Origin of the sequence: Massilia violaceinigra (genome assembly GCF_002752675.1) — a bacterium.
Lineage (GTDB): Bacteria > Pseudomonadota > Gammaproteobacteria > Burkholderiales > Burkholderiaceae_D > Telluria_A > Telluria_A violaceinigra.
In genome coordinates this window covers 6,539,485-6,562,093 of record NZ_CP024608.1, presented here as the reverse complement: position 1 = coordinate 6,562,093, position 22,609 = coordinate 6,539,485, and the positions used below count along the sequence as shown (strand labels likewise).

At 63.8% G+C, this 22,609-nt stretch carries 24 protein-coding genes; 18 read left to right on the top strand and 6 right to left on the bottom strand.

What is annotated here, in order from left to right; genetic code table 11:
- Positions 1–121 precede the first annotated feature (121 nt).
- The 6 genes from alr to CR152_RS33385 all read left to right on the top strand — a co-directional run bounded on the left by alr (position 122) and on the right by CR152_RS33385 (position 7,682).
- The gene (gene alr, locus CR152_RS28305) at positions 122–1,228 is read left to right on the top strand and encodes an alanine racemase (RefSeq protein WP_099880579.1); all 1,107 of its coding nucleotides are present in this window, start codon (positions 122–124) and stop codon (positions 1,226–1,228) included.
- A complete protein-coding gene (gene radA, locus CR152_RS28300; RefSeq protein ID WP_099880577.1) occupies positions 1,221–2,597 on the top strand; it encodes a DNA repair protein RadA in 1,377 nt (458 codons plus the stop codon). The genes alr and radA overlap by 8 nt, the downstream gene beginning before the upstream one ends.
- Positions 2,598–2,657: 60 nt before the next feature.
- Positions 2,658–2,978, top strand: a complete 321-nt coding sequence (locus CR152_RS28295; protein ID WP_267876253.1) for a PilZ domain-containing protein — start codon at positions 2,658–2,660, stop codon at positions 2,976–2,978.
- A 133-nt stretch (positions 2,979–3,111) separates the two neighbouring features.
- Complete coding sequence (gene fliD, locus CR152_RS28290; RefSeq protein WP_099880574.1) at positions 3,112–4,479, top strand: flagellar filament capping protein FliD; 1,368 nt, start codon at positions 3,112–3,114, stop codon at positions 4,477–4,479.
- Positions 4,480–4,490: 11 nt separating this feature from the next.
- Complete coding sequence (locus CR152_RS28285; protein ID WP_099880571.1) at positions 4,491–5,861, top strand: glutamine synthetase family protein; 1,371 nt, start codon at positions 4,491–4,493, stop codon at positions 5,859–5,861.
- A gap of 561 nt (positions 5,862–6,422) precedes the next feature.
- Positions 6,423–7,682, top strand: coding sequence for a hypothetical protein (locus CR152_RS33385; protein WP_157778794.1), 1,260 nt, complete (start codon positions 6,423–6,425; stop codon positions 7,680–7,682).
- On the opposite strand, the gene CR152_RS28275 is transcribed toward CR152_RS33385, so the two are convergent.
- From CR152_RS28275 to CR152_RS28265, 3 genes are read right to left on the bottom strand one after another with little or no spacing between them, the layout of a single operon-like run.
- Positions 7,586–8,185 (bottom strand): YdeI/OmpD-associated family protein, encoded by a 600-nt coding sequence (locus CR152_RS28275; protein ID WP_099880568.1) that lies wholly within the window; start codon positions 8,183–8,185, stop codon positions 7,586–7,588. The genes CR152_RS33385 and CR152_RS28275 overlap by 97 nt on opposite strands.
- A 30-nt stretch (positions 8,186–8,215) precedes the next feature.
- Positions 8,216–8,626 carry an SRPBCC family protein gene (locus tag CR152_RS28270; RefSeq protein WP_099880566.1) on the bottom strand — a complete coding sequence of 137 codons (411 nt, stop codon included), beginning with the start codon at positions 8,624–8,626 and terminating at the stop codon, positions 8,216–8,218.
- Entirely contained in the window at positions 8,623–8,949 is a 327-nt protein-coding gene (locus CR152_RS28265; protein ID WP_099880564.1) for an ArsR/SmtB family transcription factor, read from the bottom strand. Before CR152_RS28265 ends, CR152_RS28270 begins: the two co-directional genes overlap by 4 nt.
- A 391-nt stretch (positions 8,950–9,340) precedes the next feature.
- Between CR152_RS28265 and CR152_RS28260 the strand changes: the two genes are divergently transcribed.
- The 11 genes from CR152_RS28260 (at position 9,341) to CR152_RS28205 (ending at position 19,641) form a co-directional block, all read left to right on the top strand.
- Positions 9,341–10,522 carry a type II secretion system F family protein gene (locus tag CR152_RS28260; RefSeq protein WP_099882869.1) on the top strand — a complete coding sequence of 394 codons (1,182 nt, stop codon included), beginning with the start codon at positions 9,341–9,343 and terminating at the stop codon, positions 10,520–10,522.
- Positions 10,523–10,542: 20 nt separating this feature from the next.
- Positions 10,543–12,195: a GspE/PulE family protein gene (locus CR152_RS28255; protein ID WP_370663834.1), complete on the top strand. Its 1,653-nt coding sequence runs from the start codon at positions 10,543–10,545 to the stop codon at positions 12,193–12,195.
- A complete protein-coding gene (locus CR152_RS28250) occupies positions 12,176–12,832 on the top strand; it encodes a hypothetical protein (RefSeq protein ID WP_099880560.1) in 657 nt (218 codons plus the stop codon). The genes CR152_RS28255 and CR152_RS28250 overlap by 20 nt, the downstream gene beginning before the upstream one ends.
- On the top strand, positions 12,829–13,398 hold the full coding sequence (locus CR152_RS28245) for a PilN family protein (protein ID WP_099880558.1): 570 nt from the start codon (positions 12,829–12,831) through the stop codon (positions 13,396–13,398). Before CR152_RS28250 ends, CR152_RS28245 begins: the two co-directional genes overlap by 4 nt.
- Positions 13,395–13,940, top strand: coding sequence for a GspMb/PilO family protein (locus tag CR152_RS28240; protein ID WP_099880556.1), 546 nt, complete (start codon positions 13,395–13,397; stop codon positions 13,938–13,940). The genes CR152_RS28245 and CR152_RS28240 overlap by 4 nt, the downstream gene beginning before the upstream one ends.
- The gene (locus CR152_RS28235; protein ID WP_099880554.1) at positions 13,940–14,413 is read left to right on the top strand and encodes a hypothetical protein; all 474 of its coding nucleotides are present in this window, start codon (positions 13,940–13,942) and stop codon (positions 14,411–14,413) included. The genes CR152_RS28240 and CR152_RS28235 overlap by 1 nt, the downstream gene beginning before the upstream one ends.
- On the top strand, positions 14,410–16,281 hold the full coding sequence (locus CR152_RS28230; protein ID WP_099880552.1) for a secretin GspD/PilQ domain-containing protein: 1,872 nt from the start codon (positions 14,410–14,412) through the stop codon (positions 16,279–16,281). The genes CR152_RS28235 and CR152_RS28230 overlap by 4 nt, the downstream gene beginning before the upstream one ends.
- Positions 16,282–16,288: 7 nt before the next feature.
- Positions 16,289–16,753 carry a type II secretion system protein gene (locus CR152_RS28225; RefSeq protein ID WP_099882867.1) on the top strand — a complete coding sequence of 155 codons (465 nt, stop codon included), beginning with the start codon at positions 16,289–16,291 and terminating at the stop codon, positions 16,751–16,753.
- Positions 16,728–17,111 (top strand): prepilin-type N-terminal cleavage/methylation domain-containing protein, encoded by a 384-nt coding sequence (locus CR152_RS28220; protein WP_099880550.1) that lies wholly within the window; start codon positions 16,728–16,730, stop codon positions 17,109–17,111. The genes CR152_RS28225 and CR152_RS28220 overlap by 26 nt, the downstream gene beginning before the upstream one ends.
- 597 nt (positions 17,112–17,708) lie before the next feature.
- Positions 17,709–18,764, top strand: a complete 1,056-nt coding sequence (locus CR152_RS28210; protein WP_099880546.1) for a pectate lyase family protein — start codon at positions 17,709–17,711, stop codon at positions 18,762–18,764.
- A gap of 64 nt (positions 18,765–18,828) precedes the next feature.
- Positions 18,829–19,641, top strand: a complete 813-nt coding sequence (locus tag CR152_RS28205; protein ID WP_099880544.1) for a pectate lyase — start codon at positions 18,829–18,831, stop codon at positions 19,639–19,641.
- A 91-nt stretch (positions 19,642–19,732) separates the two neighbouring features.
- Here the strand turns inward: CR152_RS28205 and CR152_RS28200 are convergent, their stop codons facing one another.
- Together CR152_RS28200 and CR152_RS28195 are read right to left on the bottom strand one after the other, a co-directional pair.
- Entirely contained in the window at positions 19,733–20,233 is a 501-nt protein-coding gene (locus CR152_RS28200; RefSeq protein WP_099880543.1) for a type II secretion system protein, read from the bottom strand.
- A gap of 7 nt (positions 20,234–20,240) precedes the next feature.
- A complete protein-coding gene (locus tag CR152_RS28195) occupies positions 20,241–20,939 on the bottom strand; it encodes a FadR/GntR family transcriptional regulator (protein WP_099880541.1) in 699 nt (232 codons plus the stop codon).
- Positions 20,940–21,105: 166 nt separating this feature from the next.
- Here CR152_RS28195 and CR152_RS28190 point away from each other — a divergent pair, with 166 nt between their 5' ends.
- Positions 21,106–22,245 (top strand): polyamine ABC transporter substrate-binding protein, encoded by a 1,140-nt coding sequence (locus tag CR152_RS28190; protein WP_099880539.1) that lies wholly within the window; start codon positions 21,106–21,108, stop codon positions 22,243–22,245.
- Between the two features lie 225 nt (positions 22,246–22,470).
- Here CR152_RS28190 and CR152_RS34745 read toward each other — a convergent pair whose 3' ends face one another.
- Positions 22,471–22,593: a hypothetical protein gene (locus tag CR152_RS34745; RefSeq protein WP_267876252.1), complete on the bottom strand. Its 123-nt coding sequence runs from the start codon at positions 22,591–22,593 to the stop codon at positions 22,471–22,473.
- Positions 22,594–22,609: the final 16 nt, after the last annotated feature.

The window sequence follows — 22,609 nt, the reverse complement described above, 5'->3', positions numbered from 1 at the left end:
AGTCTAAAAGCTAGTGTGGGTTGCTTTATACCATGAATGGCTGGGAAGCCAAAGAAATCGGCATGTCGTGACGGGCTGCGTCCGGTAAAATAGCAGCTTGCCAATCACTCCTTTTCGCACCATGCCGCGCCCGCTTATCGCCACGATTCACCTTGATTCCATGCAGCATAACCTGATGCGGGCGCGCGACTGCGCACCGCACGCCAAAGTCTGGGCGGTCGTCAAGGCCAACGCCTACGGCCATGGACTCGAGCGCGGCATGCGCGGCTTCGCCGACGCCGACGGCCTGGCCCTGATCGAAACCGAGAACGCGGTGCGCCTGCGCGACCTGGGCTGGACCCGCCCGATCCTCTTGCTAGAGGGAATTTTCGATGCCAGCGACGTGGACTTGCTGGTGCGCCACCAGCTCAACAGCACCGTGCATACGGTCGAACAGATTGTCATTCTTGAGCAAGCCACGCTGAGCGGCCCGATCGATGTGCATCTGAAGATGAATACCGGGATGAACCGGCTCGGTTTCCGGCCGGAAGCTTTTGCCGCCGCCCACGCGCGCCTGCGCGCCATTGCGCAAGTGCGCGAGATCACCCTGATGACCCACTTCGCCAATGCCGACGAGCTCGAACACCCGCGCCTGACCGTGCTCGAACAGGTGCGCCGCTTCTGCCTGGGGGCGGACGGTTTGCCGGGCCAGCGCAGCCTGTCGAACTCGGGCGGCGTGCTGCACCAGGCGTCCCTGTCGGCCGAATTGTCGAACGACTGGGTGCGCCCCGGCATCATGCTGTACGGCGGCACCCCCGGCGGCCGCAGCGCGGCGGCGTTCGACCTGCATCCGACCATGACCCTGGCCAGCGAAATCATCGGCGTGCAAGACCTGGTCGCCGGCGACTCGGTCGGCTACGGCAGCGGCTTCCAGGCCGAATGGCCGATGACGGTCGGCATGGTTGCCTGCGGCTACGCCGATGGCTATCCGCGCCACGCCCCGCACGGCACGCCGGTCCTGGTCGATGGCGTGCTCACCAAGCTGGTGGGCCGGGTGTCGATGGACATGATGGCGGTCGACCTGACCCATGTGCCGCACGCCGGCGTCGGCAGCAAGGTCGTCTTGTGGGGCGCCGGGCTGCCGATCGATACCGTGGCCAACGCCGCCGGCACCATCGGCTATGAATTAATGTGCGCGCTGGCGCCCCGCGTGCGCGTCGTGGAAGGCAATCTGGATTTCAATGGCTAAAGCTAAAACGCAATATACCTGCAGCGACTGCGGCGGGATCAGCAGCAAATGGACGGGGCAGTGCACGGCCTGCCATCAGTGGAACACGATGGTCGAGACCGTGGTCGACACGCCCGGCGTGAACCGCCTGTCGCAGACCCAGCACAAAAGCCTGGCGCAGACCGCGCCGGTGCTGTCGCTGGCCGACATCGAGGCGGTCGACGTGCCGCGTTTCGGCACCGGGATCGAGGAATTCGACCGCGTGCTGGGCGGCGGGCTGGTTTCGGGCGGGGTGGTGCTGATCGGCGGCGACCCCGGCATCGGCAAATCGACCCTGCTGCTGCAGGCGCTGGCCAATATTTCACATATAAAGAGTACTTTATATGTGAGCGGCGAGGAGTCGGGCGCCCAGATCGCCCTGCGCGCGCGCCGGCTCGGCGTCGACGGCAAGGAACTTAAACTGCAGGCCGAGATCCAACTCGAGAAGATTCTCGGTACGCTGGCCGACCTGAAGCCTGAAGTGGCGGTGATCGACTCGATCCAGACCGTGTATTCCGACGCGCTCACCTCGGCGCCCGGTTCGGTGGCGCAGGTGCGCGAGTGCGCCGCGCAGCTCACGCGCGTGGCCAAGCAGACCGGCGTGACCATCATCCTGGTCGGGCACGTGACGAAAGAGGGCGCGCTGGCCGGTCCGCGCGTGCTGGAACACATTGTCGATACGGTGCTGTATTTCGAGGGCGATACCCAGTCGAGCTTCCGGCTGGTGCGCGCCATCAAGAACCGGTTTGGCGCGGTGAACGAGCTGGGCGTGTTCGCCATGACCGAAAAAGGGTTGAAAGGGGTGTCCAACCCGTCGGCGCTGTTTTTGTCGCAGCACGATAACCAGGTGCCGGGTTCGTGCGTGATGGTGACGCAGGAAGGTACGCGCCCATTGCTGGTGGAAATCCAGGCGCTGGTCGATACCAGCCACCTGCCCAATGCGCGGCGCCTGTCGGTGGGGCTGGAACAGAACCGGCTGGCGATGCTGCTGGCCGTGCTGCACCGGCACGCGGGCATCGCGGCGTTCGACCAGGATGTCTTTATCAATGCGGTGGGCGGGGTCAAGATCACCGAACCGGCGGCCGACCTGGCGGTGCTGCTGGCGATTAACTCGTCGATGCGCAGCAAGCCGCTGCCGCGCGGTCTGGTGGTTTTCGGGGAAGTGGGGCTGGCGGGCGAAATCCGGCCGGCGCCGCGCGGCCAGGAGCGCTTGCGCGAAGCGGCCAAGCTGGGGTTCTCGATTGCGATGATCCCGAAGGCCAATGTGCCCAAGCAAAAAATCGAAGGCATGACGATTGTTGCTGTAGAGCGAATCGATGAGGCATTTAACAAACTGCGCGAGCTCGATTAGTTAACATCTGTTGCCATTTGACACTATAATGTAAATATCAGGTATGCCAACGGGTACAACGTGTTTAATGAACAACGGCAGTCGCAAAGAAAAGTATTGAAGGTCAAAGGCCACGTCGTGGTGGACGGCTTCGCGCCGGTCGCGGTGCGCACGGTGGATATCAGTTCGAGCGGGATGTGCGTGATGTCGCCCGATCCGATCCAGGTGGGGGCGAATGCGCTGTTGCGCTTCGATCTGTCGGTTGACGGCAATGTGACCGCGATCGAGGTCCGTTCGCGGGCCTCGTACTGCATTCTCAGCAATGGCGACTTCAAGGTCGGGTTCAACTTCCTCAATCTGAGCTTGTCGGGGATGACGCAGCTGGCCAAGTTCATGCGCTGAGGGCGGTATTAAGTCGACACAAGCTTCCTCCCCAGCGCCCTTGATCTGCCTCACGTTCCCGTCAAGAATTTGAACGTGGTGCCGAAGGCGAGTGTGTTACCTTTACGTTAAACGTGAAAAAAAGGTACACATCATGGCGCTGCCCATCACTTCCAATAATGTCCTGAACGGGCTTAATGCGGGCAATGCCACCTCCGCCGAGATGTACGGCCGCGTCAGCAAGACCTTGCTGGCGCAAAACCCCAGCATCCAGAAACTGACCGGCCAGCTCACGCGCAATCAGACCCGCCTGTCCGGCCTCGGCCAGCTGCAAAGCGCCCTGGCCAGCTTCCAGTCGCTCGCCCAGTCGCTGTCCGGCGCCGGCCTGCAGACGGGCGCCACGTCCTCCAGCCCCAATGTGCTGACCGCGCTGACCATGACCGGCGCCAAGACAGGCAGCTACGCCATCGACGTGCAGCAGCTGGCCCAGTCGCAAACCTTGCTGGCGCGCCCGCAAAAAGAAAAAGACACGGTGATCGGCAGCGGCGCCGCGACCGCCATCAAGGTCGAATTCGGCAGCGAGTCCGGCAACGCGTTCACGCCCAACGGCAGCGTTCGTTCGATCACGATCGACAGCGGCAACAATACCCTGCAGGGCATGGCCGACGCCTTCAAGGCGGCGGGCATCGACGCCACCATCGTCAAAAGCAGCGCCGGCTACGCGCTCAAGCTCACCGGGCCGGAAGGCGCGGCCGGCAGTATGCGCATCAGCGCCGGCGGCGATGCGGCCGTCGAAAAACTGCTCGCATACAACCCGGCAGGTCTTAAAAACCTGACGGCGGGTAGTAGCGCCCAGGATGCCGTGCTCAACATCGACGGCAAGCGGGTCACCAGCTCCAGCAACGTCATCACCGGCCAGATCGGCGGCACGGCGCTGGCGCTGACCGGCAAGGGCAGCTCCAAGGTGGTCGTGGCGCAGGAAAATGGCGCGATCACCAAGAACATCGGCAATTTCATCGATGGCTTCAACAAGGTGTCGTCGACTTTGCAAACCCTGCAGCAGGGCGGCCTCAAATCCGACCCGGCATTGCGCCAGGCGCAGGACCAATTGACCAGCATGATGCGCAGCAACAGCGCCGCGCTGGAAAAAGCCGGCATCACGCTCGATAAAAACGGGTCGCTCAAGGTCGACGCCAAGGCGCTGGAAGCGGCGGTGCTGGCCGATCCCGGCGCGGTCAGCAAGTTATTCACCGATGGCGGCAACGGCATTGCCGACAAGCTTGACGCGCAACTTGCCCAGTTGCTCGGCGCCGGCAGCAGCATCAGCAAGGAAAAACTGACCATCGACCGCGGCATCGCCAACCTGGCGAGCCAAAAAACCACCCTGACCAACGCACTGGCGGCGCAGGCGACCAACCTGGTCGCGCGTTACACCGACATCAGCCAGGGTGGCGGCGCCAACAGCGGCTTGCCTGGCCTGCCGGGAGGGGGCGCCAAGTCGCTGTTCGATTTCATGGCTTGAGGAGATGTGGAATGGTAGTTCGCAAGAACTTTACTTTTAGCGATATGGACCTGTGGCTCAATCAGCGGCAGGTCACCGAAATCGAGTGCCTGGTGCCGGACCTGACCGGCGTTGCGCGCGGCAAGATCCTTCCGCGTACCAAATTTACCAATGAACGCGGCATGCGCATGCCCGAAGCCGTGCTCGGCATGACCGTCACCGGCAATTATCCGGCCAACGACGTAGCGTACTTCCGCGCCATCTCCCAGACCGACCGCGACATGGTGCTGCGGCCCGATCCGTCCACCATCACCGTGGTGCCGTGGGCGCTTGACCCTACCGCCCAGGTCATCCACGACTGTTACTTTTCCGACGGCAGCCTGGTCGATTTCGCGCCGCGCAGCGTGTTGCGGCGCGTGCTCAAGCTGTATGCGGACAAGGGCTGGTCGCCCAGCGTGGGGCCGGAGCTGGAGTTTTACCTGACCGCGCGCAACAACGACCCGGATCTGCCGCTGCGTTCGCCGATCGGCCGCAGCGGACGGGCTGAAACCAGCCGCCAGATCTACAGCATCGATGCCGTTAACGAATTCGACCCGCTGTTCGAGGATATCTACGATTTCTGCGACCGCATGCAGCTCGATGTCGACACCCTGATCCACGAGATCGGCGCCGGCCAGTTCGGCATCGACCTGCTCTCATGCGAGCCCTTGACCATGGCCGACAATGTGTTTTTCTTCAAGCGCACCCTGCGCGAGGCGGCGCTCAAGCACAATATGTATGCCACCTTCATGGCCAAGCCGCTGGCCGACGAACCGGGCTCGGCGATGCACCTGCACCAGGGCGTGACCGACAGCCGCACCGGCCTGAATCTGTTCAGCACGCCGGAAGGGGCGCCGTCGCCCGCCTTTTATCACTACATCGGCGGGCTGCAGCGCTACATGCCGGCGGCGATGGCGCTTGCCGCTCCCTACGTCAATTCCTACCGGCGCATCGTGCGCCACACCACCGCGCCCATCAATGTGCAATGGGGGCTGGATAACCGCACGGTCGGCTTCCGGGTGCCGGAGTCGACCCCGCAGGAGCGCAAGGTGGAAAACCGGGTGATCGGCGCCGATGCCAATCCTTACCTGGCGTTTGCCGTCACGCTGGCGTGCGGCTACCTCGGCATGATCGAGGAGGCCGAGCCGAGTCCGATGACCGTCGGCAGCGCGCACGCGCTCGACTTCGAGTTGCCGCGGGGTTTGCCGCAAGCGCTGCACCTGCTGCGCGCCGAGGACAAGCTGCGCGCAGTGCTCGGCGAGCGCTTCGTCGACGTGTACGCGGCCATCAAGGACCAGGAGCACCTCGAATTCATGACGGTGATCAGTCCCTGGGAACGCGAGCACTTGCTGTTGCACGTGTAGGAATCTGCCGATCGTCCCCAAGGTATGGGCCCGCCAGTTCATTCGGCAGCGCCAACCAAGGCCACGTTTGCGCCATCGCCAACGTCCGGACCGACCCCGGCTGGCTGTATCTGGCGGTGGTAAGCGATGTGTTCTGGCGCAAGGCGGTGGGCTGGCCGATGGCACCGAGCATGCCGGCCAAGGTGGTTTGCGACGCCCTGCACAGGGCGGTTCATCAGCGCTCGTACGTCCACCACGCCGAGGCCAGGAGCGTTATCGCCGCCTGCATTGTTGGCTTCCGACAGCGAACGTCTGCACACAGTTCCGGGCAACCGCCCCCGTCCATGAACGGACCATGGCAGCGGTAAAACCGATTCTCCTGCCCGGATTTGCCTGAGCGCCACAATTCGACTGGATAGGCGCTTGTTTGATGTCGATGGACCAGGACTCACTGGCCACATGCCATGATCCGATTTCGCGGCCCAACGGCAAGATGGCGGTTACAGCGAGGGCGCCGCACCCGGTCGCGAGAGCATCCTGAAGGGGCAGTGCAACGTCATCGGGGGGACGCTTGGTGCCTCCATGATTCATTCGGACAGCACCTGTTTCGTGCTGGAGAACGGCGTCGCGTCGCGGACTCCGCTCGTGTACAACAATACCCGCTCGCCTGTCCGCATTCAGTCCCTTCTGGGAACATCGGATGCGGCCATGATCGCGTTCGAATGGGCAACCCCGGACGCGCCGCACACGGACTATTCCATCCTTCAGTACGACCAGGCCACCAAGTACTGGACACTCAAGAACTCGTCGCCCAATCGACAAGTCATCCGCTATCCCACCACCCATTGCCATTGGCGCCAGGCTGCGCCGTGGTTCCTTCATGGCGTGTTTCTCGGCGGGGATGCGGGTGGCGAGGCGCAAGTGTCTTTCATTGCGGCGCCGACGCCGCCCAGTGTCGAGTATGCGGGCTCCGCGCTTACATACCAGCGCGGAGATGTGGTGTGGCAGAGCCGGCCGGTTGCCGGAGGCACGCTTGGCTCCCTGTGCCTGACGCCGGGTACTCAAGGCACGCTCAACGGTGGCGCGACGAAGGGGAGCATCGCGAGCGCGAGCGACCAGCTGGTCGTCAGCAATTCGGCCGACCTGGCTGTCGGGCAATACATCACCATCGCCGGGGTCTCCGGGATCAAGCAGATCACCGCTATCTCCGGAAAGACCGTGACGATCGGCGTTGGTGCTGACGCGACAGTCGTGGACGCCCCGGTGGCATTCGAGAACGCGACGTTCACGACGTTTGGCGAAGCGCATGCACCCTCGGCGAGCTACGACGTCGACTGGTCGCTGCTACCCGCCGACCGCTTCACCACGGTGACGGTGACTGGCAAGACGATGACCTTGCCGGCTGCGCCGTCCGACGGGCAGACGCACGACATCAAGTCCACTGCGGGAGTGACCACGACCGTGAACACGTCCGGCGGCACGCTGGCTATCGATGGCGGAGCAACTGCAACGGTCGCTGACGGACAGAATCGAACTTTCCGCTACAGCGCCGCTGCCTGGCCAGTGGGAGACCCGCAAGGCCGGGCGCCGCCGCAACGGGCTGCGGGCCAACCGTCCCGGCGCCTTCGCGGGACTCTGCCGCCAGCTCCCTGGCCGGCGGTTGGCGGGCGAAATAAATGCCTCACAAGCGTAATCGGCGTTCGTCATGGCCATTATTGGAATACCGGCCGTGGCGAGCGTGTCGCTTACCGGTCGTTGAGTCCAATGCCATCCAGAATGAGGGGTATGCAGTTTTCCACTCTTGACGCTCGGGTTGTCGACTGCTTGGCGCCGGCAAAATGAAGCAGGTAGGCGCGCTGGCGGCCGGGTGTCAACGCTTCGAAGGCACTCCTGAGCGCGGGCAGCTGTGCCAGTCTGGCCTGGAACTCTTCCGGCAATGCAAACTCGGCCGTCTCCCTGAAGGCGACTTTCAGGCCCGCGCGTTCCACCTCGATTGCCTCCAACAGGTAGGCGTTCAAGGCCGCGCGCTGCCGCTTGATCTGCGCAAGACTGGTGAACCTGACCTGACGCGCGGACTGCACGTTCTCGGTTTGCATGACCAGGATGCCCTTGGGATCCTTGAGCAAGGCGCCCTTGAAGAACAAAACGGCACAGTACTCCTTGAAGCCATGAATGAGGACGATGTTCTTGCCGTCGTCCGAGTAGCAGGGCTGGCCCCACTTCAATTCTTCCGTCAGGCCGCAGTTAAGCGCGATCGATCGCAATAGCGCGAACTCGTCGCCCCAGCTCGTCGTGCGTTGCAGCATTGCGTCGACCTTGGGATTGGTGCTGGTCACTTGATTCATCGCCGAATTCCTCCTCGTCTCTCCGGTTAATCAATTTTCCCTGGACAGTACATTCTCCAGCTCCGCCATGAACTTCGGCCAGCCATATTGCGCACCGCGGTAGGCCTGTTCCTGCTCCGGACGAAAACCGGTCTGTTCCATCCGCAGGTGCGTTCCGGTGCTCGTGGGGCAAAGCGTCCAGGTCACCACGCTCTCCAGTCCCATGGCGGACCAGGTGTACGACAGGGAACTGTTTGGTTCGATCACCACGACTTCGCACGCCACCGAACCCCAGTCCGCGTTAAAACTGAAGCGGTGACCGGGCACGGGTGCGAAATCGCTTTTCATCAGCCAGGCTTCGATCAGGTGCGGCTGGGTGAGCGCGCGCCAGATCTTCTCGGCGGGATGCGGGAAGTCGCGTTCAACGACAACGGTGCGGGTGTGAAGCGAGGCGTCGTTCATTGGTCCATCCTTTTCAAGAGGTCTTCCAGGGAGTCGAAGCGGCTTTCCCAGAAAGCGTTCATCTGGGCCGTCCAGTCCAGCAGGGGAGCAAGTGCCCGCGGCTGTGCACTGAAGTGCGTTTGCCGCCCTTCGTGCCGGTCGCGGACCAGGCCCGCTTCTTTCAGATTCTTGAGGTGCTTCGACACGGCCGGCTGCGATATGCCGGCCTGCTCCGTCAGTGCACCCACGGTCAGCTCGCCGTCGCGGCACAGCCTCTCGAAGAGGGCTCTGCGGGTCGGATCCGCAAGCGTCCTGAACAGCACATCACTAACGTCGTTTTGCATGTGAAACCCATAACTGGTTGGTTATAGGTTTAATTATAGCCAGCCGGTTATGAATCAGTCAAGCGCATCTGCGCCGCGTTGCAACGCTGTGACGCCTCACCTTCTGGCAGTGTTCATCTGGCACGAATATAGACGATTTTGCAATGAAGAACTGCGAAAGTCGTGTCTTTAAAGTCACATATCCAAATGACATTAACAGTAGTAGAATGCGAATTGGTCAGGCCGAAAACTAACTGGTATGACCGATGATGTGCAAGTGGGCGAGCACCTTCGCCGAGTGGCAAACCACCGCTTGTTCGAACGGGAATTTTTGAGAGCAGGGGCAGCATGAATTCAATTCCACGCCGGCAGTTGCGCGGCCTTGTCGCCGGCGTCACGCGCTGATCCGCCCGTGCGCTTCGCGATTCGTGCTGTAGGGCCCGACAACCGGGTCCAGATGCTGGAACTCGATGCCAGCGATGCCACCGCGGCGTCGCGCGCCGCCGTCGAACGGCGCCTGACCGTCCTCGAAGTGCGGCCAGTGGCGGTGAGCGTCCAGCGCCGCGGCAAAACCTTTTCCCTCGTGCTGTTCACCCAGGAGCTGCTCGCACTGCTTGAAGCGGGGCTGGGCCTGGTCGAAAGCCTGGAAGCGCTCAGCGAAAAAGAATCCCACACCGATACCGGCGCGCTGCTGGCCCGCTTGCTGGCGCGCATGCGCGACGGCCTGCGTTTTTCGGTGGCGATTGCGGCCGAACCGGCATCGTTCCCGCCGCTGTTCGGCGGCATCGTCAAGGCGGCCGAGCGCACCAGCGACCTGCCGCAGGCGCTGACCCGCTACATCGAATACCAGGTGCGCGTCGATGGCGTGCGTAACCGCCTGGTCAGCGCCTCGATCTATCCGGTGATCCTGCTCAGCGTCGGCAGTGCCGTCAGCATGTTCCTGCTCGGGTACGTGGTGCCCAAGTTCTCCGCCGTCTACCAGGGCAGCGGGCGCGAACTGCCGATGCTGTCGCAGTGGCTGATCAAATGGGGTGCCGCCGTCGCCGGCCATGGCATGGCGATCATGCTGGCAATGGCCGGCATGGGTGCGGCGCTGTTCTTCTGGCTGCGCCGCATGCACCGCTCGGGCCAGCTGATGCAGCTGTTCACCCGACTGCCGGGCGTCAGGCAGCGCATGCACATCCTGGAACTGGCGCGCCTGTACCTTACCCTCGGCATGCTGCTCGAAGGCGGCATCGCCGTGGTGTCGGCGCTGGACATGGTCAGCGGCGCCATATCGCCGGGACGGCGCGCGGCGCTGGCGGCGGCGCGCCACGCCATCGCGCAGGGTGGCAGCTTTTCCGAGTCGCTCGAACAGAACGGCCTGACCACGCCGATCGCGCTGCGCATGCTGCGGGTGGGCGAGCGCTCCGGCCAACTGGGGCTGATGCTCACGCGCGCCGCGCTGTTTTACGACGCCGAGACCACGCTGTGGATCGAGAAATTCAGCAAGACCTTCGAGCCGGTGCTGATGGCGGCGATTGGCGTCGTCATCGGCGCCATCGTGGTGCTGCTGTACATGCCGATCTTCGACCTGGCAGGTACCCTGCAATGAACCCTATGGAGATGGCGCCCATGATGGAGTCCCTGCGCACGGCGCAGCACAACGCGCGCCAGTCGGGCCGTGCCTTCTTCGCCGAACTCGAAGCGCTGACCCAGTCCGAACCGCGCCTGCTGCTGGCGCAAGCGGCCGATGTGTTTCGCCTGCCCGCCATCGACATGGCAGGCATGCTGGCCTGCACGCCGGCTTTTGACCGCTTGCCGCTGGCGCGCGCGCAGCAGCGCCAGTGCGTGCTGCTGCGTGACGCCCACGGCCTGTGCGCGGTGCTGTGCGACCCGTACGCGCAGGATCTGCAAGTGTGGGCCGAAACGCTGGCCGGCGCGCCGGTGCGCTGGCGCCTGGCGCTGCCGGCCGACCTGCATGCCTATCTGTCCAAGCAGGAGGAATCGGTGCGCTCGATCGACTCGCTGGTCACCGGCGAGGCGGGCGAGGGCGATTCCGCGCGCCTGATGGAGAGCCTGAGCTACGCCTCGCTGGGCGACGCCGGCAGCCCTGCCGTCAAGCTGGTCAACTCCACACTGTACGACGCGCTCAAATCCGGCGTATCGGACATCCACTTCGAGAGCACGCCGGGCGGCATGCTGACCAAATACCGCATCGACGGCGTGCTCGATCAGGCCGCGCAGGTAGCCGGCAGCGCGCTCGCGGAGCAAGCCATCTCGCGCATCAAGGTGCTGGCCGAACTCGATATCGCCGAACGCCGCGTGCCGCAGGACGGCAGCTTCCGGGTCGAGGCGCAGGGCCGCGAAATCGACCTGCGCGTCTCGATCATGCCGAGCGTGCATGGCGAAGATGCCGTCATCCGCATTCTCGACAAGCAGTCGATGATCAGTGCGCACGGCACGCTGACGCTCGATTCGTCCGGCTTCGCAGCCGACCACCTGGCCACCATGCGGCGCCTGGTATCGGAACCGTATGGCATGGTGCTGGTGACCGGGCCGACCGGCTCGGGCAAGACCACGACACTGTACGGCGCGATCACCGAAATCAACAGCGGCCACGAAAAAATCATCACCATCGAAGACCCGGTCGAGTACCAGCTGCCCGGTATTTTGCAGATTCCCGTGAACGACAAGAAAGGGCTGTCGTTCGCGCGCGGGCTGCGCTCGATCCTGCGGCACGACCCGGACATCATCATGGTCGGCGAGATCCGCGACAAGGAAACCGGCGAAATCGCCGTGCAGTCGGCGCTCACCGGCCACCTGGTGCTCTCCACCGTCCACGCCAACAACGTGTTCGACGTGTTCGGCCGCTTTGCGCACATGGGGATCGACCCGTACTCGTTCGTGTCGGCCCTCAACGGCGTGATCGCACAGCGCCTGGTGCGCCTGTCGTGCCGCCAGTGCAGCGCCCCGTACACGCCGGATGCCGAGGAACTGCTGCGCAGCGGCCTGACCCGCGCGGCTGTCTCGCACTACAACTTCCGGCGCGGCGTTGGCTGCGGCGAGTGCCGCGGTACCGGCTACAAGGGAAGGCGCGCCGTGGCTGAAATTCTGATTCTCGACGATGCGCTGGCCGAACTGGTGATCGAACGGCGGCCGCTGCGCCAGATCAAGGAACTGGCCCGCGCCGGCGGCATGCGCAGCCTGTTCGACGATGCACTGGCGCTGGTCGCGAGCGGCGAAACCACATTGGAAGAGGTAAAACGTGTCACGCTGGCAGGCTGAAAACATCGGCGTCGACATCGGCGCCCACACCATCGCGCTGCGGCGCGGCGCGCAACGCACCACGCTCAAGGCGCATGGGGGCGACTGGACCGCGATGAAAGCCGAACTGGCGCAACTGCTGCCGGCGCGCGCGCGCCTGTCGGTGCGCGTGGCCGATTGCTGGAGCCGTACCTTTTTGCTGGAACCGCCGGCCGGCATTTCCGGCCTGCGCGACTGCCGCCTGCTGCTCGACGCCCGCTTCGAGACTCTGTACGGCCAGACGCCGGCCGACTGGCTCCTGCAGGCCGACTGGCAGGCCGACGCGCCGATGCTCGCCTGTGCGATTCCGCGCAGCCTGCGCCAGGCGCTGGCCGGCTTTTCGCTGGCGCGGGTGCTGCCGGCGCTGCTGCAGGACTGGAATCGCCACTGCGCGGTGTTGCCCGCCGACGGCGTGTGGTGCGCCGCGGCCGATGGCGTGGTCAATCTGCTGATCTGGCACAAGGCGCGGCTGCAACTGGTGCGCCAGCAGCCGGGCCAGGACGTCGACGGTTTGCTGGCGCTGGAACTGGCGCGCCTCGGCGTCGCCTTGCCGGCTGCGTGCTTCTGGTCCGGTCCCGCCATGCCTGCCGGCTGGACGCACCTGGAGGCGGCCGCATGAAGCCGATGATGATCGACTTTGCCGACCAGCGCGGCATGTGGCGCTGGGACTGGCGCATGCGCGGCACCCAGCTGGGCATCGCCTTCACGCTGCTGGCGGGCGTCCTTGGTTTTCTGACCATCGAACGCGTGCTGCAGGTGCGGCGCGACCTGGAGCAGGCGAGGGTGGCGCAGGCCGCGCGCGTGGAAGCCAGCGAGCAGCGCGCGCGCTCCGAACGCAGCCGCGTGCAGCCGCTGGCCGAGGAAGCGCAGCTGCTGCGCCAATCCATGCTGCAGCGCGCGCAGCCATGGGAAGAGATTTTCCGCGCATTCGAACGCGTGCCGCAGGCGCGCCTGCAATCGTTCGAGCCGGATCTGGCGCGCGGTGTCGTGAAGGTCCAGGCCAACATGGCCGACGTCGCGGGGCTTCAGGATTACCTGCGCTCGCTCCAGGGCAGCCCGGTATTTACCCGTCTGAGCCTGATGCGGCACGAAGCAGCGGCTGAAGGCGGCATTAACTTCCACTACGAAGCGCAGCTGGCGGCGCCATACCGCCTGCCCGACGCGGAACCGCGGAGCGCGCCATGATGCAATTGAACGCGTTGCGCTGGCGCCTTGAGGTACTGGCGGTGCGCCACGGCCTGTGGATGCTGCCCGGCGCAGTCTTGCTGCTGGGCGCACTGCTGGCGTGGGGCTGGTGGCTGCCGTCGCAGGAGGCGGCCTTGCGCGAGGCCCTGTCAATGCAGGCGAGCGAACAACTGAGCACGCGCACCCAGGCGGCCCAGGCCAGCGCTCCGCATGGCGCGCCGCACAGTGCACTGCCACCGGCGGCGCGTGCCGATGCAGCGGTGCAGCGCCTGTTCGCCCTGGCCGCCGAACACGGACTGACGATCGCGCAGGCCGACTACCGGCGCCAGGAAACGGGCCGCGTCGGCCGCTGGCAGGTGCAGATGCCGGCCACCGGCACCTATCCGCAGGTGCGCCGCTTCCTGCGCGCGGCCCAGGCCATTCCCGGCCTGTCGCTCGACGAACTGGGCATCCACCGCGCCCCTGTCGGCGCCGGAATCGAGGCGCGCCTGCTCTTTTCGGTCTGGTTCACGGCGCAAGCACCGGCGCAAAGGGCGTCCTGATGTCAACCCGCCTGAAGATCATGCTGGTGGTGATGCTGGGCGTCGGCTTGCTGATGCTGTTCGACAGAGTGCCCGAACCCGAGGTGGTCGGTGTGAGCGAACGTCCGCGCCGCCCGCAAACGGCGCTGGCCGTGGTGATGCCAGTGGGCGCGCCGAACGTCATCGCCGATCCGGCCGATCCTGTGCCCGACCTGTTTGCGGGCGGCCCCGCGGAGCCTGCGGCGCAGGGCGCGGCGGCCGATGCGGCGGACGCCAGCGAGAAGCCGGTGGCGCCGTTCGTGCTGCTCGGTTTCAAGGTGGAAGACGGCGTGCGCGAAGCCTACTTGCTGCGCAACGACGCCGTGCTGCTGGCGCGCGCCGGCACCGTATTCGAAAAACGTTATCGCGTGCTGGCCTTGCGCCAGGAATCGGTGAACATTCAGGATCAACAAACCGGCAAGGAACACCGGATCAGTTTCGGGACAGAAGAATGAGAAAAATCGCACGCAATGTGGCATTGGTATGCAGCCTGGCCGGCCTGGCCGCGTGCGCGGCCGGACCGCAGCCCATGCCGCCGGAAGTGCGCGCCTTGCTCGATGCCGGCAAGCTGGAAGAGGGCATGTCGCGGCTGGAGCAGGTGCTGGCCGCAGCCCCCGGGCACATCGAGGCGCGCGTCCTGCTGGCCAATACCCGCATCCAGCTGACCAACCAGGTGCTGGCGCAGGCGGCGCAGGATGTGGCACGCGGATCGTGGGATGCGGCGCAGGAGGGATACCGCCGCGCCGCCGTCCTGGGCGCGGTGGACCAGTCCATGATCGGCATGCGCAGCCTGGCCGCGGCGCAAGCGCAGGCGCAGGCGCTTGCCGGCGCGGAGCAGCTGCTTGCCGCCGGCAAGCGCGAGGAAGCCGGAGAGGCCTTGCGTGCGCTGCTGGGGAAATACCCCAAGAACCAGCGCGCGGCGAAGCTGCTGCAGGCCCTGCGCGAGCGCGCGGAAAGCGCGCCGGCCAGCACGGCACTGGGCAAGGCGTTCCAGAAGCGACTGAGCCTGCGCTTTCACGATGCGCCGCTGCGCGCGGTGCTCGAATCGATGTCGCGCACCTCGGGCATCAGCTTCACGCTCGACAAGGACGTGCCGGCCGACCTGCGCGTCACGCTCAATCTGCACGACACGACCATCGAACAGGCGCTGCGCAATCTCTTGATGAGCGTGCAGATGGAACAGCGCATCGTCGACGAGCACACCGTGCTGCTGTACCCGAACGACTCGGCCAAGCAGCGCGAATACCAGAAGCTGACGATCCGCAGCTTCCACATCGCCAACGCCGAAGCCAAAACGGTCGCCAACAGCTTGCGCACCCTGCTCAAGACGCGCGACCTCGTGGTGGATGAAAAACTCAACATGCTGGTGCTGCGCGATACGCCCGAGACCATCCTGATGGCGGCCAAGCTGGTGGCGCTGCACGACGTGGCCGAACCGGAGGTGATGCTGGAAGTCGAGATTCTGGAAGTGCAGCGCAGCGACCTCGAATCGCTGGGCGTGAAGTGGCCGGGCAACGTCAGCCTGACGCCGCTCGGCGCGTCGACGGTGATGTACGACGGCAGCGTCACCACCAGCCCGTTCACCCTCAGCGACCTGAAAAACCTGAACTCGCGCGGCCTGCTGGCCAGCGTCGATCCGATGCGGCTGTCGGCATCGGTGAACCGCGATAACGTCAGCGTGCTGGCCAATCCGCGCATCCGCATCAAGAGCCGTGAAAAGGCGCTGATCCGGGTCGGCGAGCGGGTGCCGAGCGTGTCGGCCAACGTCACCTCGACCGGCGTGACCTCGCAGTCGGTCAATTACCTCGACGTCGGCCTCAAGCTCGAAGCCGAGCCGGTTGTGTATATGGACGATGAGGTGTCGATCAAACTCAGTCTGGAAGTGAGCAGCATCCTGGGCACGATCTTTGACAGTAACGACCAGCCGTACGGCTACCGCATCGGCGCGCGCAATGCCAGCACGGTGCTGCGCCTGCGCGACGGCGAGAACCAGGTGCTGGCGGGCCTGATCAGCGATAACGACAAGCGTTCGTCGAGCGCCATTCCGGGCCTGGGCGAGCTGCCGATGCTCGACCGCCTGTTCGGCAGCAAGGGCCGGGAGCGCACCAAGACCGAGATTGTCCTGTCGATCACGCCGCGCGTGCTGCGCAACCAGGCCCGTGGCGCCGGCGGCGAGGTGGAGTTCGATGCGGGTACGGACGGCAGCCTGCGCGGGCAGGGCGGCCAGGCGGGCCAGCCCGGCCAGCCGGTGCCGCAGGAGCCGCCGCCGGTGCCTGCGCCAGCACCGGCCAGCCCGTTGCTGCCTGAACGGACCGGCGGCTGACATGCGCATGCGCGGCTTTACGCTCATCGAGCTGATGGTGACGCTGGCGATCGTGGCGCTGTTGTCCACCATTGCCTTGCCGTTGGCGCAGGTGGCGGTGCAGCGCCAGAAGGAACAGGAGTTGCGCTTGGCCTTGCGCGACATTCGCACCGCGCTCGACGAATACAAGCGCGCGGCCGGCGAGGGCCGCATCGCCAGCCTGCTCGATGGCAGCGGCTATCCGTCCAACCTGCAGGCGCTGGTGAACGGCGTGCCTGACCAGCGCAGCGCCAAGGCGCGCAAGGTGTTCTTTCTGCGCGCGCTGCCGCGCGATCCGTTCCATGACGATCTGTCCGTGCCGGCGGAGCAGACCTGGCGCCTGCGCTCTTACCAGAGCGACCCGGCCGACCCCAAGCCGGGCGAGGATGTCTACGATGTGCACTCCAATTCTGAACAGGTGGGCCTGAATGGTATTGCGTACAGGCGCTGGTAAGCGCGGCTTCACGCTGATCGAACTGCTGGTGGTGCTGGCGATCCTGGCGCTGCTGCTGACGATCGCCGCGCCGCGTTTTTTCCGCAGCATCGACCAGTCGAAAGAGACGGTCCTCAAGGAAAACCTGCACATCACGCGCGGGGTGATCGACAAGTTCTATGGCGATAACGGACGCTATCCGCAGACGCTCGGCGAGCTGGTGGAGCGCAAATACCTGCGCACCCTGCCACTCGATCCTCTGACCGAAAGTACCTCGACCTGGATTCTCGTCGCGCCCGACAGCGGTGCCGGCGTCTACAACCTCTACAGCGGCGCCCCGGGCAGCACTCGCGACGGCATGCCTTTCAGCCGTCTCTGAATCACCCTTCATTTTGGTCAGGCCAAAAACTGACTAAACCGCGTTATATTCGGCCAAAGATTGTCATGTGGACTGACCAAAACTCGATTATGGATGGACCAATATCATATTTTGGTCATACCAAATGTTGTTTTTTGAGCTTGTATTTTACATTTTTAATCAGCATCAGGTCTTATCTATCTTGAAATACAGGCGCGTTTGCCCACATCCCATTGCAAATGGCATCTTGACGACGTTGATATACGTTAGGTGCATATACTCAGATGTTATGCGAAAAATAAAGTCATTGACTGTGACAATCTCACAGCTTGGCGTTCGGTGGCCGGCGTTGATCCCGGAAATTGGTATCTTAATAATGCTTTTAATCATTTAACACCATATTGACACGTCAACATACAAACGAGCATCCTCGCAGCAGACCTAGCGAACGTTGATTTATTTGCATGACGGCCGACCCGCAGTACGCATTTACCCATGCTTTCAGTGGATGCAATACGGCAACAAAGCGGCGCTCCGTTCGGTCTACATCGCTGCCAGCGGAAAACATCCCGGCCGGTCCGGCGTTTTGAAAAATAACAATACTTACGGAGTAAGCGCATGAACGTATCGACATTGAAACTGACCCTGGCAGCAGCCGCTGTGCTGGCCGCTACCCAGGCGGTGGCCGGACCGGTGGGCTACGGCGCCGCCACCACGGGCGGCGGCAGCAAGGCTGCCGTGAACGTGGCCTCGCTGGCCGAGATGGCCGCGAAGATCAAGGCATATTCGGGCAGCGGCGGCCTGGTACTGAACTACACCGGCAAGTTCGACTTCGCCAGCGTCAAGGATGTCTGCGCGCAGTGGAAGAAACCGGCGCAAACGCTGGAAATCAAGGGCAAGAACGACATCACGATCCGCGGCACGGCCGATTCGTCCGCCAACTTCGGCATTCGTATCGTCGGCGATTCGAGCAACGTGATCGTGCAGAACATGACCATCGGCCTGCTGCAGGGCGGCGAAGCCGCCGACTCGATTTCGATCGAAGGCACGTCGAGCGGCAAGCCAAGCAAGATCTGGATCGACCACAACACTATCTTCGCTTCGATCAAGTCGTGCCCTGGCGCGGGCGATGCGTCGTTCGACGGCGGCATCGACATGAAGAAGGGCGCCAACCACATCACGGTGTCGTACAACTACGTGTACAACTACCAGAAGGTGGCGCTCAATGGTTTCAGCGAAAAGGATACGCTCAACGCCGGCTCGCTGACCACCTACCACAACAACCGCTTCGAGAACGTCAAGTCGCGCCTGCCGCTGCTGCGCTACGGTAAAGCCCACATCTTCAACAACTACTTCGGCAACGTGGATACCTCGGGCATCAACGTGCGCATGGGCGCGATGGCGCTGGTCGAATCGAACTACTTTGAGAACGTCAGGAACCCGGTCACCTCGCGCGACAGCGCCAAACTCGGTTACTGGGACCTGCGCAACAACTTCGTCGGCAGCGGCATTACCTGGGGCGCGCCGGAAGACGGCATTTACGCCAACGCCACCGACTGGAAAACCACCAAGGCCTACGGCCCTACCGGTTATGCCTACACCGCCAGCGCGGCTGCGGGCGTGAAAGCGAAAGCCATCGCCACCGCCGGTGCGCGCACCAACCTGGCGCAGTAATTTCGCTCTGTTCGAGCCATCCCCTGGCGGGGGTGGTTACTTCATTCATCCATCAGGAGTCACCATGAAACGATTCAACGCCCTTCTTTTCGCAGTCGTCGGACTGTTTGTCGCCACCAGCGCATTGGCCGCCCCCGGCAAGCGCGCCATCCCGTCGTGCACCAAAGTGCTGGTCACGCAAACGACCGACGTACCGGCCAACACCGTGTTCGATGGCCTGGTCAAATACGGCAAGATGGTATGCCTGGTGGGTAATATCAAGAAGATGGATGGCAGCCAGTCGGAAAGCCAGATCCCTCACTTCACCCTCGGCGCTGGCGCCACCCTCAAGAACGTGGTGCTGGGCGATCCTGCCAAGGGCACGGGCCGCAACCTGACCGCCGGCGGCGCCGATGGCGTCCATTGCGCGGGCAACTGCAAGATCGAGAACGTGTACTGGGGCGATGTGGGCGAAGATGCGGCTACTCTCAAAGGCGCCGGCACCATGACCGTCACCGGCGGTGCGGCGTACAAAGCAGCCGACAAGATGTTCCAGAATAACGGCGTCAACAGCAAAATCGTCATCACCAACTTTTACGCGGAAGAAGGCGGCAAGCTGTATCGCTCGTGCGGCAACTGCTCGAAGCAATCGGCACGCACGGTCACCATCAATGGCGTGACGATTTATAACGTCAATGCGGGCGTGGGCGTGAACAGCAGCTTCGACAAATCGAAACTGCCGGCGCTGGCCAAGGCCTACGATGTGGCGACCATGAGCGACTTCGTGTCGAACAAAGCGTCGTCGCGCTGCACGGCCTTCGTCGGCACCGCCAAAGGCAATGAGCCGGGCAAGGAAAAGGAAGCTGACAACATCGCGCGTGCCTGCGTATTCAAGTAATCAATCGATCAGGTGAAGTAGCGGCCCTTGTGGCCGGTTTGGCCACGCGCAAGGGCAACCCTGTGCGTGGTCTTTTTTTCGTTCCAGGCTGTCAGTCTTCGGGCTTGAGCGTGTCCTTGCAGTTCCCGCCGCACGCCATCACATACGCGAACTGCCAGTCGCAGTAGCGCTTCTGGCCATCGAGGTACATCCAGTCGCCGTCGGGAAAACTGCGCCGTATCGTCGGCGCGCACGATGCGCTGCGCACCCCCATCACGCCGCCGCCCGGCGCGCGCACCAGCTGCCAGTCGGCCTTGCCGGTAATCGGATCGGGATAGATCTGGCGCAGGTAGCGTTTCATTCCCGGCTGGCGCGGGTCCTGCAGCAAGTCTTCCAGGCGCGATGGCGCATGGCTGGCGTGGCCTTCCGGCGTATTGAGTTCGTATTCGAGAAAGGCGCGGATGTACTGCTTGCCGACGAACAGAAGCTCGTTTTCGGCTTCTCGCCGGCGCGCCAGGTCGCCCACCGAGACGGTGGCCGCCGTCGCCACGCCGATCACCGCGACCATCACCATCAGCCCCACGTAGGTAAAGCCGCCGGTACGCGGTGCCATGCTCCGCTTACGCACGGGAGAAGGTCCGGGTGACGCGTTCGAGGTGGGTGCGCATGGCATGGCGCGCGCCGGCCACATCGTGCGCAGCGATCGCCGCCAGGATGTTGCGGTGGTCGATCAGCGTCTGCTTGCGCAGTTCCTCGGTCTGGAAGTGTTCCTTGAGCTTGTGCCAGAGCGTGCCGCGCTGGTTCCACAGGTAGTCGACCGCGCCCACCAGCGCCGTGTTGCCGGTGGCGCGCGCCAGCGCCAGGTGAAAGTTGCGGTCGGCCTGCTCGTTGCTGGCGCGGTCTTCATGGTCGCGCTCCATTTCCAGTACGGCCGTGAGGATGGCGTCGATGGCCGAATCGGTGGCCATCTTGGCGGCGATGCCGGCCACCTCGGTTTCGATCATGCGGCGCGCCGCCAGCACCTCGAACGGTCCAGGGCCGACTTCGGGCGCCTGGCTGGCGCCGCCCGCCTGCGCGCTGACATACACGCCCGAGCCGCTGCGCACCTCGACCACGCCACCCAGCTCGAGGGCGATCAGCGCTTCGCGCAATGAGGCGCGGCTCACGCCCAAGCGCGCGGAGAGGTCGCGTTCGGCCGGCAGGCGCTGGCCGGGCCGCATGCCCTCGGCGGCGATCAGGGTCTGGATGCTGTCGGCCACCACCCGGTACATACGTGGTTCCGGCGTGTTCCCGTCGGGCGCCGCAGGGGTTGTTTTCATCGTCGGGAACTGTCCGGGAAGGGGAGAAGCGGAAAGGATACCGCAAGAGGGGCGATGTGGGCTAGTTCGGCATGCGCGGCGGCGCTTGCCAACGGGGCCGCAATGCCCGATCATTCTGGCAGCGCGCCCCGATATGCGGGGCTTTCATCTACTTACGGAGGCATCAATGGTGGCAGTCAATCGGCATACGCACGCACAACGTCGGCTCGGGCTCGGTCTTGCCGCCCTGGCCGCGGTGATCTGGTCGGGCTCTCCAGCCCAGGCCCAGGCGCCGGAGGAAAAGGTCCTGAACGTGTATAACTGGTCCGATTACATCGGCGACGACACGATCAAGAACTTCACCAAGGAAACCGGCATCACGGTCCGTTACGACGTTTTCGACAGTAACGAAGTGTTGAACGCCAAGCTGGTGGCCGGGAAATCGGGGTATGACATCGTGGTGCCGACGGCGCCGTGGGCACGCCAGCAGATCGACGGCAAGCTGCTGCGCAAACTCGACAAGTCTAAGCTGCCGAACCTGGTTAACCTCGACCCGGGCATCCAGGCCAAGCTGGCCACGCTGGACCCGAACAACGAGCATCTGGTGGACTGGATGTGGGGGTACACGACGGTCGGCATCAATGTCGACAAGGTCAAGGCCGCGCTGGGCACGACTCCGCTGCCGGCCAATGTGTGGGAGCTCATTTTCAATCCCGTGTACACGTCCAAGCTGAAATCGTGCGGCGTGTCGTTCCTCGATTCGCCGTCCGAGGTGTTTCCGGCGGCGCTGCATTACATGGGCAAGCCGGCGTATTCGAAGAATGCGGCCGATTATGCCGAAGCGGGCAAGATGCTGCAGGCGGTGCGCCCGAGCGTGACCTTGTTCAGTTCTTCCGGGTATATCAACGACATGGCCAATGGCGCCATTTGCGTGGCATTCGGCTGGGCAGGGGATATCAATATCGCCCGCCAGCGCGCCATCGATGCGAAGAAGGGCGTCAAGATCGAGGCGCTGGTACCGAAGAACGGCGCGCCGCTGGTGTTCGATACCATGGCCATTCCGGCCGATGCGCCGCATCCGAACAATGCGCATCTGTGGATTAACTATATCCTGCGTCCCGAAGTGCAGGCCGGGCTGACCAACAAGGTGTTTTTCGCGAATCCGAATAAGGCCAGCATCAAGTTCGTGCGCAAGGATATTGCGGAGAACAAGAGCGTGTTCCTGTCGGATGAGGATCTGAAAAAGATGATCGCGCCGGAAGCGGTGCCGCAGGATATCCGCAGGGTGATGACCAGGACGTTCACGAAGTTCAAGACGGGACGGTAATCAACCCATCCGTCGCTCCCGCGCAGGCGGGAGTCCAAGTTCGTTCAGTAGTCCGCGGCTGAGCATACAAACTTGGTCCCCCGCCTGCGCGGGGGCGACGGTGGTAGGGGGGCAACGTCGAAGTGAGACGTCGGAAAAGTGTAGCGGCACTCCCGCACAAATGCAAAAGCGGCAAGCGCCCAAAAGGCCTCGCCGCTTTTTCATCGGCCCTTATCAGGCCCTTTGCTATTCGTGATAGCGATCGCGCAGGTCGAGCGCGCTGCCGTGAACCTCTTCCACCAGCTCATACAGCACCAACCCAACCATCCCTCCAAAAATGGCCATGACGAGCATGCTGAACATGATCATGAACCGCCGTTGAGCG

Excerpts from the sequence above, each read along its gene's own strand:
- CR152_RS28270 (WP_099880566.1), bottom strand. The coding sequence starts at position 8,626 with ATGAACGACGCCTCGCTTCACACCCGCACCGTTGTCGTTGAACGCGAC.
- alr (WP_099880579.1), top strand. The coding sequence starts at position 122 with ATGCCGCGCCCGCTTATCGCCACGATTCACCTTGATTCCATGCAGCAT.
- CR152_RS34745 (WP_267876252.1), bottom strand. The coding sequence starts at position 22,593 with ATGATCATGTTCAGCATGCTCGTCATGGCCATTTTTGGAGGGATGGTT.
- CR152_RS28230 (WP_099880552.1), top strand. The coding sequence starts at position 14,410 with ATGAGAAAAATCGCACGCAATGTGGCATTGGTATGCAGCCTGGCCGGC.
- CR152_RS28210 (WP_099880546.1), top strand. The coding sequence starts at position 17,709 with ATGAACGTATCGACATTGAAACTGACCCTGGCAGCAGCCGCTGTGCTG.
- CR152_RS33385 (WP_157778794.1), top strand. The coding sequence starts at position 6,423 with ATGATTCATTCGGACAGCACCTGTTTCGTGCTGGAGAACGGCGTCGCG.
- CR152_RS28195 (WP_099880541.1), bottom strand. The coding sequence starts at position 20,939 with ATGAAAACAACCCCTGCGGCGCCCGACGGGAACACGCCGGAACCACGT.
- CR152_RS28205 (WP_099880544.1), top strand. The coding sequence starts at position 18,829 with ATGAAACGATTCAACGCCCTTCTTTTCGCAGTCGTCGGACTGTTTGTC.
- CR152_RS28255 (WP_370663834.1), top strand. The coding sequence starts at position 10,543 with ATGATGGAGTCCCTGCGCACGGCGCAGCACAACGCGCGCCAGTCGGGC.
- CR152_RS28220 (WP_099880550.1), top strand. The coding sequence starts at position 16,728 with ATGGTATTGCGTACAGGCGCTGGTAAGCGCGGCTTCACGCTGATCGAA.
- CR152_RS28235 (WP_099880554.1), top strand. The coding sequence starts at position 13,940 with ATGTCAACCCGCCTGAAGATCATGCTGGTGGTGATGCTGGGCGTCGGC.
- fliD (WP_099880574.1), top strand. The coding sequence starts at position 3,112 with ATGGCGCTGCCCATCACTTCCAATAATGTCCTGAACGGGCTTAATGCG.
- CR152_RS28245 (WP_099880558.1), top strand. The coding sequence starts at position 12,829 with ATGAAGCCGATGATGATCGACTTTGCCGACCAGCGCGGCATGTGGCGC.
- CR152_RS28275 (WP_099880568.1), bottom strand. The coding sequence starts at position 8,185 with ATGAATCAAGTGACCAGCACCAATCCCAAGGTCGACGCAATGCTGCAA.
- CR152_RS28225 (WP_099882867.1), top strand. The coding sequence starts at position 16,289 with ATGCGCGGCTTTACGCTCATCGAGCTGATGGTGACGCTGGCGATCGTG.
- CR152_RS28285 (WP_099880571.1), top strand. The coding sequence starts at position 4,491 with ATGGTAGTTCGCAAGAACTTTACTTTTAGCGATATGGACCTGTGGCTC.
- radA (WP_099880577.1), top strand. The coding sequence starts at position 1,221 with ATGGCTAAAGCTAAAACGCAATATACCTGCAGCGACTGCGGCGGGATC.
- CR152_RS28190 (WP_099880539.1), top strand. The coding sequence starts at position 21,106 with ATGGTGGCAGTCAATCGGCATACGCACGCACAACGTCGGCTCGGGCTC.
- CR152_RS28265 (WP_099880564.1), bottom strand. The coding sequence starts at position 8,949 with ATGCAAAACGACGTTAGTGATGTGCTGTTCAGGACGCTTGCGGATCCG.
- CR152_RS28200 (WP_099880543.1), bottom strand. The coding sequence starts at position 20,233 with ATGGCACCGCGTACCGGCGGCTTTACCTACGTGGGGCTGATGGTGATG.
- CR152_RS28240 (WP_099880556.1), top strand. The coding sequence starts at position 13,395 with ATGATGCAATTGAACGCGTTGCGCTGGCGCCTTGAGGTACTGGCGGTG.